The sequence below is a fragment of the Achromobacter marplatensis genome, assembly GCF_002209535.1.
In the GTDB taxonomy this organism is placed as follows: Bacteria; Pseudomonadota; Gammaproteobacteria; order Burkholderiales; family Burkholderiaceae_B; genus Achromobacter; species Achromobacter marplatensis.
This window is the reverse complement of record NZ_NJIG01000004.1, coordinates 287,903-302,191: the sequence shown is the minus strand read 5'-3', so window position 1 is coordinate 302,191 and position 14,289 is coordinate 287,903. Positions and strand designations below refer to the sequence as shown.

At 65.9% G+C, this 14,289-nt stretch carries 14 protein-coding genes; all 14 read right to left on the bottom strand.

What is annotated here, in order from left to right; all coding sequences use genetic code 11:
- Positions 1-422 precede the first annotated feature (422 nt).
- Entirely contained in the window at positions 423-671 is a 249-nt protein-coding gene (locus CEY09_RS11665) for a DUF2274 domain-containing protein (RefSeq protein WP_003160610.1), read from the bottom strand.
- The gene (locus tag CEY09_RS11660; RefSeq protein WP_023087393.1) at positions 668-1,948 is read right to left on the bottom strand and encodes a TraB/TrbI/VirB10 family type IV secretion system protein; all 1,281 of its coding nucleotides are present in this window, start codon (positions 1,946-1,948) and stop codon (positions 668-670) included. Before CEY09_RS11660 ends, CEY09_RS11665 begins: the two co-directional genes overlap by 4 nt.
- 2 nt (positions 1,949-1,950) lie before the next feature.
- Complete coding sequence (gene trbG / locus CEY09_RS11655) at positions 1,951-3,108, bottom strand: P-type conjugative transfer protein TrbG (RefSeq protein WP_023087392.1); 1,158 nt, start codon at positions 3,106-3,108, stop codon at positions 1,951-1,953.
- On the bottom strand, positions 3,105-3,809 hold the full coding sequence (gene trbF, locus CEY09_RS11650) for a conjugal transfer protein TrbF (RefSeq protein ID WP_023087391.1): 705 nt from the start codon (positions 3,807-3,809) through the stop codon (positions 3,105-3,107). Before trbF ends, trbG begins: the two co-directional genes overlap by 4 nt.
- A gap of 12 nt (positions 3,810-3,821) precedes the next feature.
- A complete protein-coding gene (trbL, locus tag CEY09_RS11645; protein ID WP_023087390.1) occupies positions 3,822-5,189 on the bottom strand; it encodes a P-type conjugative transfer protein TrbL in 1,368 nt (455 codons plus the stop codon).
- The gene (locus tag CEY09_RS11640) at positions 5,186-5,479 is read right to left on the bottom strand and encodes an EexN family lipoprotein (RefSeq protein WP_023087389.1); all 294 of its coding nucleotides are present in this window, start codon (positions 5,477-5,479) and stop codon (positions 5,186-5,188) included. The genes trbL and CEY09_RS11640 overlap by 4 nt, the downstream gene beginning before the upstream one ends.
- A gap of 11 nt (positions 5,480-5,490) precedes the next feature.
- Complete coding sequence (gene trbJ, locus CEY09_RS11635; RefSeq protein WP_023087388.1) at positions 5,491-6,219, bottom strand: P-type conjugative transfer protein TrbJ; 729 nt, start codon at positions 6,217-6,219, stop codon at positions 5,491-5,493.
- Positions 6,216-8,666: a conjugal transfer protein TrbE gene (gene trbE, locus CEY09_RS11630; protein ID WP_023087387.1), complete on the bottom strand. Its 2,451-nt coding sequence runs from the start codon at positions 8,664-8,666 to the stop codon at positions 6,216-6,218. The genes trbJ and trbE overlap by 4 nt, the downstream gene beginning before the upstream one ends.
- A gap of 15 nt (positions 8,667-8,681) precedes the next feature.
- Positions 8,682-8,951, bottom strand: a complete 270-nt coding sequence (locus CEY09_RS11625) for a VirB3 family type IV secretion system protein (protein WP_023087386.1) — start codon at positions 8,949-8,951, stop codon at positions 8,682-8,684.
- Positions 8,948-9,331, bottom strand: a complete 384-nt coding sequence (locus CEY09_RS11620; RefSeq protein ID WP_023087385.1) for a TrbC/VirB2 family type IV secretion system protein — start codon at positions 9,329-9,331, stop codon at positions 8,948-8,950. The genes CEY09_RS11625 and CEY09_RS11620 overlap by 4 nt, the downstream gene beginning before the upstream one ends.
- Positions 9,328-10,353 (bottom strand): P-type conjugative transfer ATPase TrbB, encoded by a 1,026-nt coding sequence (gene trbB / locus CEY09_RS11615; protein WP_023087384.1) that lies wholly within the window; start codon positions 10,351-10,353, stop codon positions 9,328-9,330. The genes CEY09_RS11620 and trbB overlap by 4 nt, the downstream gene beginning before the upstream one ends.
- Positions 10,350-10,814, bottom strand: coding sequence for a ribbon-helix-helix protein, CopG family (locus tag CEY09_RS11610; protein WP_023087383.1), 465 nt, complete (start codon positions 10,812-10,814; stop codon positions 10,350-10,352). Before CEY09_RS11610 ends, trbB begins: the two co-directional genes overlap by 4 nt.
- Positions 10,811-12,808, bottom strand: coding sequence for a conjugal transfer protein TraG (locus CEY09_RS11605; RefSeq protein ID WP_023087382.1), 1,998 nt, complete (start codon positions 12,806-12,808; stop codon positions 10,811-10,813). Before CEY09_RS11605 ends, CEY09_RS11610 begins: the two co-directional genes overlap by 4 nt.
- A gap of 249 nt (positions 12,809-13,057) precedes the next feature.
- Positions 13,058-14,215 carry a patatin-like phospholipase family protein gene (locus CEY09_RS11600; RefSeq protein WP_260442158.1) on the bottom strand — a complete coding sequence of 386 codons (1,158 nt, stop codon included), beginning with the start codon at positions 14,213-14,215 and terminating at the stop codon, positions 13,058-13,060.
- Positions 14,216-14,289 lie beyond the last annotated feature (74 nt).

Genomic DNA, 14,289 nt, shown 5'->3' with positions numbered 1-14,289 from the left:
GAATCTTTGCTCGCAAATAGAACAACCGATGCGTTCGGCCCGCTCGGCAGCCTGGATTCATCGACAACACTTGTTGACGCGAGCGCACAGTTTTGCGGCAAAAACGCCACACTGTGTCGCCGCCGCACTGCCTTGCGGGCAATAAAAAATGTCCGCTGTCAAGCCCTTAGTGCGGACATGCAGCGGTGCGAAAGGTCTTATGGGGCGAGAGGTTAGGCCAGATTTCGACCACCATGTGCTCTTGCTGCTTATCGAGCTAGGTGCCGCATAGGCGCTTCGCGGTAGTAAACGCAGGGGCGTCGTAGCGGGCAAGGTCGCGTCGTCATCATAGCCCCAACTTATCGCAAGACGCCCTCAAAAGCGAAGCGCAGCCCGTGGGCTGCGCTTCCGTCATGGGGATGCTAGCGGACTCGTCCACAGCATCAGGGCGGTTTCGGCGGCGAAGCCTTGGCGACTGCCGCTCCCTTCCTGAATCCCCGATCCCCGGCGATGAATGCCTCCAGCATGTGCGGGATCAGCGTCGTTGCATCGACCGTTTCGCCGTAGGTCTGCGCGTGCAGCACCGCATAGCGGTCGAGGTCGGCTTTGAGGCCGGCCGGACAGGCGAAGGTCAGCTTGATGCTCTCGGTCTTGGGCAGCGGCCCGAGCCGCAGCTTCTTGGTCGTACTCATTGCGAAGCTCCCCGATTGAAGAACAGCGGCTGGTAGGGCCGCAGCACCAGGTCGCGGTTGACGATGATGCGCACCGGCAGGCCCGGCCGCTCGGTCAAAGTGGGCTGGATGTTGAGGTTGCGCCGGGTCATCTCCTGCCCGACCTGATTAACGCTGTCCTGCAGGCTGTCGCGGCCGGCGATGATGACGCGATCGCCGTTACGGTTCTCCGGCGCGGCCAGTTCGGCGCCGACGCCCAGCAGCGTCGTCAGCGCCGCACCGGCGAAGACGCGATCCCAATGCCAATCGACGCCATCCTCCAGGCCGGCGTAGCCGGCCGGATCGGTGCCAGCCAGGTTGTCCAGCGTCAGCGAGGACGTGTCGGGCAGGATGATGCGGTTCCAGACGACTTGAACCCGGCTCTGCCCGTAGGCGACCTGGCTGTTGTACTTGCCGAAGATGCGCGAACCCTGCGGGACCAACAGATAGCGGCCGGTGGCGGTGTCGTACACCGGCTCCGTCACCGTGCCGATCACGTCGCCGGGCAAGTCCGACTTGATGCCTGTCACCAGCGCCGCCGCGATTACCGTCCCCGCCATTACCTGATAGGGCGAGGACGGCATTTGCAGGTTGCCGGAATTACGGGTTTCCGTGGTTCCGGCTTTCTGGAACGCCTCTTTCTGGTCTTGCCGGTTCTGAGCTGTGGTCGGGTCGGCAGGCTGCGCCGCCGTCGAGGCCGGCCCAGCGGCCTGCGGGTCGAAGCCGGGCAAGCCAGATGACGGGCCGGCAGCCGCCACTTGCGCAGGCGCAGAAGCGGCACGCTGGTTGCTGGAGCGGAAGAACACCGACGATCCCGCTGCCGCTTCGGCTTCCTTGCGCCTCGCGTCACGCTCGGCTGCCGCCGCATCCTGGCCGGGCGGCGTGTAGCGGGCCACCGCTGGCTGCTGCGAGTTCACGATAGCCGGCCCCAGATCGCCCGGCAGCGGCGGCCCCAACTCTGGCACCTTCGGCGGCAGCTTCGAGTAGTCGGCGGGAAGCTGGTCGAGTCCTTCGGACTTCGACACGCGATCCACGTTGTAAAGCTCGGCCGGCTCGTTGCCGCCGCGCCGGTGCGTCGGCTGCAATGACCACATCGTTGCGCCCAGCACCGCGACGCCGAGGCCGCCAGTCAGCAGCGCCAGCGTGCGCCGATTGAGACGTGTCACCGGGCGTGGCTGCGCCCGCAGCGCCACATTCTCCGGCGCGACCTTCGGCGTGGCATCAGGAATCGGCACGTCCGGGATTCCGTCGTGGCTCATGGTCAGTTCCCCCGCGTGCCATCCGTACGCTCGATGCGCACCATGTCGCCCTTGTCTCCGCCGAGACGCAGTTCGGCCGCGCCAAACAGCCGATCCACGATGTAGTACGGCGAGCGGAAGCGGTAGTTCACCAGTTGCCCGTCGCCCTGCGCGCCGATGACGAACAGTGGCGGCAGTTCGCCTTGGGCGATACCCGGTGGAAACTGGATATAGACCTTCTCTCCGTCATCGAAGGCGCGCAACGGCTTCCACGGTGGATTGCTGCCGCTGATCGCGTAGCGGAAGCGGATCTTTTCCAGCGACAAGCCGGTATCGACCGGCGCGGCCGCTTGCGCGGCTTGATCCTGACGCCGCAACGCGAGCATCTGGTCTTTCGGATACTCCCACGATACCGACGCCATCCATGCCTTGTCGGTCGAGGTAAGCTCGATCAGGTAGGTGCGCCGGCTGGTAGTGATGACCACGTTCGTTTTAAGGCCGGAGCGGATGGGCTTTACCAGCACGTTCACGCGCAGATCGTTGCCGGCGCCGCTGGATGTGTCGCCGACGATCCAGCGCACGGTATCGCCGGCGGCGACCGTTACCAGCTCCTCACCGGGCTGGAGCGAAATCACGGTGACGCGCCCCGGCGCGGCATAGACTTGGTATAGCGCGCCGTCGGTGAAGGGCCAGACCTGAATCGCATTGACGTAGCCCTCGCGCGTTGGCGCGATGCGCGCCTCGGCGTTGGCGCGCGACACGCGCACAGTTTCGTCGGCCGGTTCCGGTGCGGGCTTGGCCTCGTCCGCTTCCGGCAGTGGCTTCATCTGCGCCGGCAGCGGCAACACCTTCGGCACCGTCACCACTTCGACAGGCTTGGGCGGTTCCGGTAGCGCCTGCGCCTGCACCGGCTCATCGAGCGAGATGCGTGGCGGCGGCTTGCCTTGCGAGGCGCAGCCAGCGAGCGCAGCCACCAAGGTCAACAAGCTGACCGTGTAGAGGACTTGGCGATCCAGTCCGAAGCGCGGCGAAAACAGCGGGAAAGCCAGCATCAGCCCATCGTTCAAACGCCGGCGGTATTCGTTTTCGTCGGCGTCTGGTTGGCTGCGCCCAACACGGGTTTTTCTTTCGATACTGCCGGGCTTGGGTAATAGCAGAGGACGGGTTTGCAGTGATTTCATGGTTTGGCTCCTTCGGACGCATCCAGTTCGCGGCTCCACGACAGCCCGTTGACGTAGATGCCCAGCGGGTTCTTGCGCAGGCGCTGCTCGGTGCGCGGGGTTTGCAGGACTATGGAAAGCACGGCGTTCCAGCGTTCGGTGCCGGCCGGTGCGCCATTGATGAATCGCTGTTCTGTCCAGCGCACGTTGAACGACGAATCGCTGGCGCGCGTGACGCTGGTGATCTGCACCGTCACGGATTCTTTGCCGACGCGGGCGAACGGGTCGTTCTTGCTGGCGTAATCGTTGAGTACAGCCGCGCCGCGGTCGGTGGTGTAGTCGTAGGCGTCGAGCCAGTTCTGTCGCACGACGATCGGGTCGATGGACAGCGAGCGAACCAGCGTGATGAAGTGCGCGAGGTGGTAGGCGATCTGCGCATCCGCCGGTCGGTATGGCGTGGCGGCTTCGCCGACGGCGCGAATCTGGCCGGTCTTGTCCACCTCCACCACGTAGGGCGTGACGATGGACTGCGCCGAGCGCCAGACTAGGCCGCCTGCCATCAGCAGGGCGAGCACGAGGCAGCCGAAGGCCATCAGCCGCCAGTTCTTCGCCTGCACGCGGCCCGAGCCGATACGCTCGTCCCACACCTGCGCGGCGGCTTGATACGGGGTGGCAGGCTGCGGTGTATCGGCGTAGCGCACCTGCGGTCGCTTGAATCGCATGGCTCGTTCTCCTCAAGAATCGGAATTGCCCAGGCTTGGGCCTTGCGCCGAGCCACCGCCGTCCCCGCCGCGCAATGTGTGCGCGGCAGTGGTCGCCGCATGGGCGATCTGTTGACGGCGGTGCAGCCGCTTGGCCCAGGCGGGCTGCGACTGCTCGGCAGTGTTGGCTTGTGCTTCGCTCGCGGCCTGACCGGATGCGCTGGCACCGGATGCGGCGGCGCCCGCGCCGTCCGAGCGAAACGCGGCGGCTGCGCGCTGCCCAACTGAGCGCACCCCGGCGGCGGCCTTCTGGCCGACTGCTTGCGCGCCAGTCTTAGCAACATTGCCCAGGCCAGCCATTGCGCCTTTCGCGCCGCCGCCGGCGGCGGCGGAACCGGCTTGGAACGCCGACCGCGCGCCGGTCGCGGTCGAAGCGGCGGCACGGGCGCCGCTGCCGATGGCGCTGGCGGCGGCCGGCGCCATGCGAGCACCGGCAGCAACAGCACCGCCAACGCCGGTAGCGGCAGCGCCGACAGCGACGGCTGTTCCCGCCGCGCCTAGCGCCGCACCAGCCATCGCGCCGGCCCCGAGCTGCGGCGAGCCGGACACAAGGCCCGTGGCGATGCCCGGCCCGTAGATGCCGAGCGCGAGCATGGCGAGCGAGGCCAGCATCACGACCAGCGCATGGTCGATGGAAGGTTCATCGGGCGTGACCTGGAACTCGGCGAACAAGCCCGTACTGATGCCGACAATGACGGCCAGCACCAACACCTTGATGCCCGACGACACCACGTTGCCGAGCACTTTTTCGGCGAGGAACGCGGTCTTGTTCCAGAGCGCGAATGGCACCAGCACGAAGCCGGCGAGCGTGGTCAGCTTGAACTCGATCAGCGTGATGAAAAGCTGCACCGCCAGCACGAAGAAGCAGAGGATGACCACCAGCCAAGCGAGGAACATCACGACGATGGGTGTGAGGTTGATGAACACCTCGGGGAAGCCGGCCATCTCGCTGATCTGGTCGAGGATCGGCGCTGCCGCGTCGATGCCGGTCTTGGCGAGATGCCCCGGTTGCAGGAACGTCTCCATGCTCAAGGTCGAGCCGGTGGCCGTTAGGCCCAGGCCAGCGAACGAGCGAAACACGATGCTCGCCAGCATGTTGAAGCTGCCGATGATGTAGGCGAAGGCTCCGACGTAGAGCACCTTGCGGATGAGCTTCGCCATCACGTCTTCGCCCTGGCCGGTGGCGTGGCCGAGCGCCCAATACAAGCCGGCGAGCGTCATGTCGATCGCCACCAGCGTTGCGGTCAGAAACGCGACTTCGCCGCGCAGCAGGCCGAAGCCGGAGTCGATGTAGGTCGAGAAGACGTTGAGGAAGTGGTCGATGATCGAAACGTCGTTCATGGCCGTTCCTCCAGCGGCGCGTCGGGGCCGTCGAAGCTGGCCGGGATCGGCGGCAGATCGGCGAGCGTCTGATATTCGTCCGGGCCGGCTTGGCCGGAGAGGAGACGGCGTAGGTCGGCTTGGGCGACCTGTGCGCAGAACGCGCCGTCATGTTCGCCATGCCGGCACTGCGCACGCAGCGCATGCAGCCGTGCCGGATTGTCGGCCAGTGCATCGACCGACAGCGCCTGCCGCCGGTCGCAACCCGCCAGCAGGCACACGAAGGCAAACAGGACGGGCGCGTGCTTCATGGCCGTGCCCGTCAGTTGCCGTAGAAGTTGACCGACTGCGGCGTGTACGCCGTGCCGGTGCCGAGAAAGCGTCGCGTCACCTCGCGGCCACGTTCGACGGCGGCGGCCTGACGCGCCAGTTCCAGCGACACCGCGCGCCCCTGCGTGAGCTGGAGCTGCTGCGCCTGAATGGATTGCTTCGCCTGCAAGGCCAAAAGCTGATTGGTCGCCTGCATGGCCTGCAAGGCGCCCGTGGCCGACTGGCTCTGGCCGACCAGATCGGTCAGCACGCCCTCGTCCTCGGTCACGTTCTGCGATACCTGCGCCTGCATCCGCATCGCGGTCTGCAAGCCTTCGAGCGTGTTCTGCCAACGCTGGTGGGCATCTTGGTACATCTGGTTGCCGCTCACGGTCGCGGCGTACTGCTCCGGGTACAGGCGCGCGAACTGCTGATCCATGCTCTGCACCTGAAACGCCAACCCTTGCGCTTGTGCGATGAGCTGCTGGGTGGTCGCCAGCGTCGAGCGCAGCCGGTTGACCACGTTGAACGGCAGGCTCGCCAGGTTGCGCCCCTGGTTAATGAGCATCTGCGCTTCGTTCTGGAGTTGCTGAATCTGGTTGTTGATCTGCTCCAGCGTGCGAACCGCGGTCAGCGTGTTCTGCACGAGGTTGGTCGGATCGACGACGACCCATTGCGCCTGCGCGGTGGACGTGACACCGATCAACGCAGCGATGGCTAGAGAAAGAAGGCGAATCTTCATGGTGAAATCTCCTGTGGTTGGGGAGCGAGAAAGGACGCGGCGGATGGCGCGGACGGCAGCAGGTCAGCCGCCCAATCGAGGCCGCGATGGCGTAGCCAGGCACCGGCGAAGCCCGCCACGCCGGCATCGGTAAGCACGCGGTCGATGTCGCGTTGGTCTTGCGGTGTGGATGCGCCCGCGAACGCGAGCGCGGCCGGCCCCAGGTCGAGGTCGAACAGGCGATTGCCGAGGCGCGATTGGTAGTAGTAGTCGCGCTTGGGCTGCGCGGTTGCGACGATTTCGATTTGCCGGCTGTTGAGGCCGAAGCCCTCGTAGATCGTGCGAATCTGCGGCTCGGTGGCCTGCGGGTTAGGCAAGAAAATCCTGCTCGCGCAGCTTTCGATGATCGCGGGCGCGATGGTCGAATCCTTGATGTCTGCCAGGCTCTGCGTAGCGAAGATGACGCTGACGTTCTTTTTCCTGAGCGTCTTGAGCCATTGCCGGATGCGGGCCGCGAAAGACGGTTCATCGAGGAACAGCCACGCCTCATCGAGAATCAGCAGCGTGGGCGCACCATCGAAACGCTCGTCGAAGCGAGCGAACAGGTAGCGCAGCACCGCTTGCACGGCGGCGGGGCTGTGCATCAGTTCTTCCATCTCGAAGCCCTGCACGCCGGCCATGCCCAGCCGGTCATGGTCGGAGTCCAGCAGCTTTCCGTGCGCGCCGCCCAGGACATAAGGCGCGAGTGCCTGGCGCAGCGCGTTCGATTGCAGCAGCACGGAAAGCCCGGTCATCGTGCGCTGTTCCTGCGGCGCACCGGCGAGGCTGCCCAGCGCCGACCAGATGGCCACCTTCTCGTCCGGGCCGACGGTCACGCCTTCATGCAGCAGGCGACCTTCCACCCATTCGGCGGCCCAGGAGCGATAGCCCTCATGGTCGATGCGGGCGAGCGGCTGGAACGCGATGCCGCCATCGGCGCCCAGGTCGTAGTGCTCGCCGCCCATGCCGAGGATGGTGGCGCGCATGGAGCGGCCCATGTCGAAGGCGAAGATCCGCGAGCCGAAGTAGCGGCGGAACTGCAAGGCTAGTGTCGCCAGCAGTACCGACTTGCCCATGCCGGTCGGGCCGGCGACCAGCGTATGCCCCACGTCGCCGATGTGCGTGACCAAGCGGAACGGCGTTGCGCCATCGGTGCGGGTGACGATCAGCGGCGGGCCGTCGAGGTGGTCGTTCTTCTCCGGCCCGGCCCATACCGCCGACAGCGGCATCATGTGCGCCAGGTTCAGCGTCGAGACGATGGGCTGGCGCACGTTCGCGTAGGCGTTGCCGGGAATGGACGACAGCCAGGCATCCACCGCATTGAGGGTTTCGGGGATGGTCACGAAGCCCCGGCCTTGGATGACGCGCTCCACCATGCGCAGCTTCTCGTCGGCCACGGCCGGGTCGGCGTCGAGCACCGTCACCGTGGCGGTGAGGTAGCCGAACGCGACTTGATCGCTGCCAAGCTCCTGCAAGGCCGCGTCGGCATCGGCTGCCTTGTTGCTGGCGTCGGTATCGACCAGCGGACTTTCCTGCTGGAAGATCGTTTCGCGCAGCAGCGCGACGACGTTCTTCCTTTTCGCAAACCACTGGCGGCGCAGGCGGCCCAGTTCCTTTTCCGCCTCGGCTTTGTCCATGCAGAGGAAGCGCGTGCTCCATCGGTAGGCAAAGCCCAAGCGGTTGAGGTCGTCCAGCAAGCCCGGCCAGGTCGAGGTCGGAAAGCCGCGCACCGACACCACGCGCAAATGCTGGTCGCCCAGCGTGGGAGCCAGGCCACCGACCAGCGCGGAGTCGGCCAGCAGCGCGTCCAGATGGAAGGGCACTTCGGGAACACCGATCCGGTAGCGCCGCGTCGAGACGGTTGCGTGCAGGTAGGTCAGCGTCTGGCTGTCGTCCAGCCAGGCGATTTCCGGCATCACGCCGTCGAGCAGGTCGAACACACGATCGGTTTCCGCCACGAAGGCATCGAGGCGGCCGCCCCAATCCACGCCATCGCCGGGCGAGTTCTCGTAGAGCAACTTCGCGGCGCGGGCGCGGGATTCCTCCGGCGGCAGGAAAACCACCGTCAGGTGATAGGCACTCTCGAAGTGATGGCCCGATTCCTCGAACGCGGCGCGGCGTTCTTCATCGACGAGCCAGGACAACGGTTCGGGGAAGTCGGAATGCGGATAGTCGGCGGCGGATTGGCGCTCTGCCTCGATGAACAAGGCCCAGCCAGAACCCAGCCGGCGCAGCGCGTTGTTGAGCCGTGCAGACGCGGCGATCAACTCGCCTTGCGTGGCGCTGTCGAGATCGGGGCCGCGGAATCGTGCCGTGCGCTGGAAACTGCCGTCCTTGTTCAAGACGACGCCGGGCGCGACCAGCCCGGCCCACGGCAGCCAGTCCGCGAGCAAGGCCGGGCGCTGGCGGTATTCGGCGAGGTTAAGCATTGCGGCGTCCTCCCGTCACACGTCCAGCAGCGGCTTGTGCTTGAGGTGCTTGGCGAACACCTGCATGAACTGCGGATCGACGCGCGCACCCCACACCGCCAGCGAATGGCCGACGATCCAGAGCACGACACCGGGAATCCAGAGTTGCAGGCCCAAGCCCACGGCCGCGGCCAGCGTCCCGTTGGCGATCGCCACGGTGCGCGGCGCACCGCCCAGCAGGATCGGTTCGGTCAGCGAGCGATGCAGAGGCACCTCGAAGCCCGGCAGGTCGGTGGCCGTGCTCATACGACGGCTCCGCCGGAGAAACTGAAGAACGACAGGAAGAAGCTCGATGCAGCGAACGCAATGGACAGACCGAACACGATCTGGATCAGCTTGCGGAAGCCGCCGCTGGTGTCGCCGAACGCCAGCGCGAGGCCGGTGGCGATGATGATGATGACCGCGACGATGCGCGCGACCGGCCCTTGGATAGATTCGAGGATGGATTGCAGCGGCCCTTCCCACGGCATCGAGGAACCGGCGGCTTGTGCCGTGCCGGCGGTCGCCAGCATGACGGCCGCCGACAACAGGCCGTGGTGCGCCGGCCCGACCAGGCGGCGCAGGCGTGCGGGGATGGAAACCGGATTTACGGAAAGGCGGAAAGCATGGGCGTGCGTCTGCGTCATGGCAGTTCTCCAAGGTGGTTAGGGGACGGGGAAGAAAGCGGCACTTCTGGAAGCGGCTGCTCCAGCGCATCCGCCAGGCGATAGCCCACGCCGTCGAAGCCAAAGACGCGGGCGATGCTCTCGATACGACGGCGCCGGCCGCGGCCGGCGATGTGGATGACGACATTGACCGCCTCGGCGACGAGCGCCCGAGGCGGGTTCACGGCGACTTCGAGAATCAGTTGCTCCAAGCGCAGGAGCGCGCCGAGCGCGGAGCCGGCGTGGATCGTGGCGATGCCGCCGGGATGGCCGGTGCCCCACACCTTGATGAGATCCAGCGCCTCGCCGCCACGCACCTCGCCGACGATCACGCGGTCAGGGCGCAGGCGCATCGTGGCGCGTACCAGTTCGGTCATGGACACGACGCCGGCGCGGGTGCGCAGCGGCACGTGGTCGCGCGCCGCGCACTGCAATTCGATGGTGTCTTCGAGTACCAGCACGCGGTCGCCGGTGGCGGCGATCTCTGCGAGCAAGGCATTGGCGAGCGTGGTCTTGCCGGTGCTGGTACCGCCGGCGATCAAGATGTTCTGCCGTTCACGCACGGCGACGCGCAGGAACTCGGCCTGTTCGACGGTCATCATTCCGTCGGTGACGTAGCGATCCAGCGGGATGACGCCGACAGCGCGCTTGCGCAGCGCGAAGGCTGGCCCCGGCGCAGCCGGTGGCAGAATGCCCTCGAAGCGTTCGCCGGTTTCCGGCAACTCGGCGGTCAGCAGCGGCTGCCCGCGATGCACCTCCGCGCCGACATGTGCGGCGATCAGGCGAATGATGCGTTCGCCGTCTTCCTCGGGCAGTTCCGCGCCCAACGGCGCGCGGCCCGAAGAGAGGCGATCGACCCATAGCGTGCGGTCGGGGTTGAGCATGATTTCCACCACGTCGGGGTCTTCGAGCGCGGCGGCGATCAGTGGCCCCATCGCCGTGCGCAACATGCGGATGCGGCGGTCGAGCGACGTGGTGGCGAAGGACAGCGGTTGCGTGCTCATGAGGCACGCTCCTGCGCTTCGGCCAGCGCCGCCGCGTCATCGAGCCGCGCAGCATCGGGATTCAGTTCCTCCACCACGTCCCGCACGAGGCTACGTCCGCGCATCAAGTGGCGGCCGAGCTGTTCGACGAACTGCTCGAAGCGCGCCTTGCCCTGCGCGCGGGCCGCTTCCTGATGCGCCTCGGGAACCGGCGTGCTGACCGTCAGGAAGTAGCGGACGAACAGCGCCAGCGTCTCGATCTCGATGTTCTGATCGCGCTCCAGCCGCTCGAACTGGCGCGTCAGTCGGTCAAGCCGCTTTGCGATAGCGGCCTCGCGCTGGTCGCCCGCGTCAGGCGACAGCCATGACGCAAGCGCTGCCGCGACGATGGACGACTTGGACACACCTTTCTTGGCAGCCAGCTCGTCGAGGCGCTTGGCGTGTTCGTGCGGAATGAATAGGTTGAGGCGGTACTGGCTCATAGCTCGATCCCGTCGTTTTGGTCGAGGGACGCCAGCCGAGCCGTGCGCTGCATGGCCGGATCGAGTTGGCGGGGAAGTGGCAGCGGCAGGTCGTCGTCATCGAGCAGCGCCAGGTCGTTGTCGGCCGGCTGCTGTTCGGGGTTGTATTCGGAGATTTCGGATAGCTCTGGCTGCCGACGCGGCCCGCCGTCGGCAGCGGCAGTGTCGTCGTCCGCCAGGCCAGCGGCAGGCGCGACCGGAACAGCGGGGATAGCCAGCCCGCTCCAGTCGTCGGGCCGAACCGGCGGCGCATCTGCGTAGCGTCCGGCCGCGAGCGCGGGCGGCGGCAGCACGCGGCGCTTGAAATTGGTGTCGGCGTAATAGCGCAGCTTCTTGGCCTTGATCGGCGCAACGCTGGACACCATCACCACGGCGTCGTCGGGCGAGAGCTGCATCACTTCGCCAGGCGTCAACAGTGGGCGCGCGGTTTCCTGGCGCGACACCATCAGGTGCCCCAACCACGGTGCGAGCCGGTGGCCGGCGTAGTTGCGCTGCGCACGGAGCTCGGTTGCGGTGCCGAGCGTTTCGGAGATGCGTTTGGCGGTGCGTTCGTCGTTGGTGGCGAAGGTCACGCGCACATGGCAGTTGTCGAGGATGGAATGGTTCTGGCCGTAGGCTTTGTCGATCTGGTTGAGCGACTGCGCGATGAGGAAGCTGCGGATGCCGTAGCCGGCCATGAATGCCAACGCTGTCTCGAAGAAGTCGAGCCGGCCCAGCGCCGGAAACTCGTCGAGCATCAACAGCAGCTTGTGACGACGCGCGATGCCATCGCTGCCGTCGAGCGACTCGGTGAGGCGTCGGCCGATCTGGTTGAGGATCAGGCGCACCAGCGGCTTCGTGCGGCTGATGTCGGACGGCGGCACAACGAGGTACAGCGAGACAGGATGCTCGGACGCGATCAGGTCGGCAATGCGCCAGTCGCAGCGCGACGTGACTTCGGCCACCGTGGGGTCGCGGTACAGGCCGAGAAACGACATGGCGGTGGATAGCACGCCCGACCGCTCGTTGTCGGACTTGTTCAACACCTCGCGCGCCGCGGACGCGACGACGGGATGCGGCACGTCGCCGAGGTGCCACGTCGTCATCATCCGGTGCAGCGTCAGCTCAAACGGGCACGCGGGATCGGACAGGAAGTTGGCGACGCCGCGCAGCGTCTTGTCCTCGCCCGCATACAGCACATGCAGGATGGCGCCGACCAGCAGCGCGTGCGAAGTCTTCTCCCAATGGTTACGGCGTTCGAGCGCGCCTTCGGGGTCAACGAGGATGTCCGCGATGTTCTGTACGTCGCGCACTTCATGCGCGCCGCGTCGGACTTCCAGCAGTGGGTTGTAAGCGGCCGACTTCGGATCGGTCGGGTTGAACAGCAGGCAGTGCGAGAAGCGTGAACGCCAGCCGGCCGTGATCTGCCAGTTCTCGCCCTTGATGTCGTGGATGACGGCGGACGCCGGCCAGCTCAACAACGTGGGCACGACCAAGCCGACGCCTTTGCCGGAGCGCGTCGGCGCGAAGGTCAGGACATGCTCCGGGCCTTCATGCCGCAGGTATTGACCACGATGAAGGCCGAGAAACACGCCAGCAGGCTTGTCGAGGCCGGCCTTGCGAATGTCTGCGGCGTCGGCCCAGCGCGCAGAGCCATAGGTCGTGACCAGCTTCGATTGCCGCGAGCGCCATACGGACATGGCAATGGCGACCAGCACGGCCACCAGGCCGCTGCCACCAGCGATTGCGCCGCCGGTGTCGAAGATGCGCGGCGCGTATGCGTCGAACGAGAACCACCACTCGAACAAGCGCCACGGGTGATAGACCGGCGTGCCGAGTAAGTCGAACCAGGGCGAGCCAAGGCGTACTTGATAGCCCAAGGCGGCGGCTGTCCACTGCGTGGCGCTCCACACGCCGGCAATTACGATGCCGAACACGACACCGATTTGCCCGAACAGCACGCCTTGACCTTGCATCCCGGCCTCCGCTTTCTCCTCGTTGTCACGCGGCACAAAGGCGTGCCGCACACGTGAGGATCGGAGTCAGGTCAAGGGTTGGTCAAAGACTGTTATCGGCAGGAATATCGCGGAAAAAGCAAGATTTCATGCACGGGCGAATGTACGGAAAACGCCGCCTACGGCGGCGGGTTATGGCGTGTCGAGCGATATACGCGCGGCACATGCGAATGCCCGCATCCTGAGAGTCGAAGTGCAGCACCCATTTCCTCAAAGCCACCCGAAAAATTCGCAAACTGCCTGCCGTTGCGCCAGCGTGTCGCGTTCACCCAGCGCCATTACCTCCTGGGTGAATGGAGCCTCGAACAGCAGATAGCTGACCAGGGCGGCGCCGCTCAAGTCGCCGCTCGCGCTGGACGAGCCGACGCCGCGCAACAGAGCGCGCACGGCCCGCGGTAGGTGCTTTTGGTGGCGTGCCGCAATGTCGTCGATGCGCTCGCTCGGCGCAATCACCAGCGCCTTCACCGGGCGTAGTGAGGTGGCCATGCGCTGGCCCAGCGTCATCATTCCAAGGGTACGGTTGACGCGCTCCATACGCTCGATGTCCACCGTGAGCGCGTCGAGAAAGATGTTCGACAGCACGTGTCCTCCGACTTGGGCCAGTGTCGGGTAGCCGCCGTTACGCACGATTCGCCCGCGAGGTTCATGCATCCGACCGACGCCGACGATGAGCATACGTTGTGCCCCCAGGTGGATGGCCGGAGAGATCGGCGCGGTCTGCCGCATCGAGCCGTCGCCGTACCAGCCGGCATGCTCCGTATGTTCGATGCGTTGTGCCGGGAACACGAATGGGATAGCCGCCGAAGCGAGCAAGTGCGCCAATCCCAGCCGCATAGGCACGGCCAGCCGCTGCGAGCGTTCGTAGCCCGTCATGTCGCCGGTGGACTCAAAGAAGGTGAAGTGCTCGCCGCTGGTGTAACTGGACGCGCCGATCGCCAGCGCACGCAGATGGCGCTGGGCCAACATGTGCGGCAGCAGTTCCAAAGGCGCCCAATGTCGCAGCAGTTCGGCTAGTGGTCCATTGTCCAGTAGTGAATGCGGCCCTTCTTTGCGCCAGCGTGCCAACATCCAGCCTACCGAGATCGCGCTCAGCCACTGTGCGCCACTGCGAGCGATACCAAGCGCGTCGGTGCGATACACCTGACCAGCATTGAAGTTGCGCCAAACTGCGGCAATAGCTTCCACGCCAGCGTCAAAGGAGTCTGCGCGACAGGCTAAAGCGGCGGCGTTGATTGCGCCTGCCGAAGTGCCGCATAGGATACCGAAGGGGTTGGGTGCCCCTTCGCCCAGGTATTCACGGCGCAACGTCACCAAAGCCTGAAGCACGCCGACCTGGTAGGCGGCGCGTGCACCGCCACCGGACAGCACGAGAGCCGTCTTCGCAGCACTAATGGCTGGCCTAGTATGTGGCATCGCGGGCCCGCTTGATAATTAGGTAGGTG

Bases quoted from the DNA above. Each gene is read 5' to 3' on its own strand.
- CEY09_RS11620 (WP_023087385.1), bottom strand. From the start codon at position 9,331: ATGACGCAGACGCACGCCCATGCTTTCCGCCTTTCCGTAAATCCGGTT.
- CEY09_RS11605 (WP_023087382.1), bottom strand. From the start codon at position 12,808: ATGCAAGGTCAAGGCGTGCTGTTCGGGCAAATCGGTGTCGTGTTCGGC.
- CEY09_RS11660 (WP_023087393.1), bottom strand. From the start codon at position 1,948: ATGAGCCACGACGGAATCCCGGACGTGCCGATTCCTGATGCCACGCCG.
- trbJ (WP_023087388.1), bottom strand. From the start codon at position 6,219: ATGAAGATTCGCCTTCTTTCTCTAGCCATCGCTGCGTTGATCGGTGTC.
- CEY09_RS11665 (WP_003160610.1), bottom strand. From the start codon at position 671: ATGAGTACGACCAAGAAGCTGCGGCTCGGGCCGCTGCCCAAGACCGAG.
- trbF (WP_023087391.1), bottom strand. From the start codon at position 3,809: ATGCGATTCAAGCGACCGCAGGTGCGCTACGCCGATACACCGCAGCCT.
- trbB (WP_023087384.1), bottom strand. From the start codon at position 10,353: ATGAGCACGCAACCGCTGTCCTTCGCCACCACGTCGCTCGACCGCCGC.
- CEY09_RS11625 (WP_023087386.1), bottom strand. From the start codon at position 8,951: ATGAGCACGGCCACCGACCTGCCGGGCTTCGAGGTGCCTCTGCATCGC.
- trbG (WP_023087392.1), bottom strand. From the start codon at position 3,108: ATGAAATCACTGCAAACCCGTCCTCTGCTATTACCCAAGCCCGGCAGT.
- trbL (WP_023087390.1), bottom strand. From the start codon at position 5,189: ATGAACGACGTTTCGATCATCGACCACTTCCTCAACGTCTTCTCGACC.
- CEY09_RS11640 (WP_023087389.1), bottom strand. From the start codon at position 5,479: ATGAAGCACGCGCCCGTCCTGTTTGCCTTCGTGTGCCTGCTGGCGGGT.
- trbE (WP_023087387.1), bottom strand. From the start codon at position 8,666: ATGCTTAACCTCGCCGAATACCGCCAGCGCCCGGCCTTGCTCGCGGAC.
- CEY09_RS11610 (WP_023087383.1), bottom strand. From the start codon at position 10,814: ATGAGCCAGTACCGCCTCAACCTATTCATTCCGCACGAACACGCCAAG.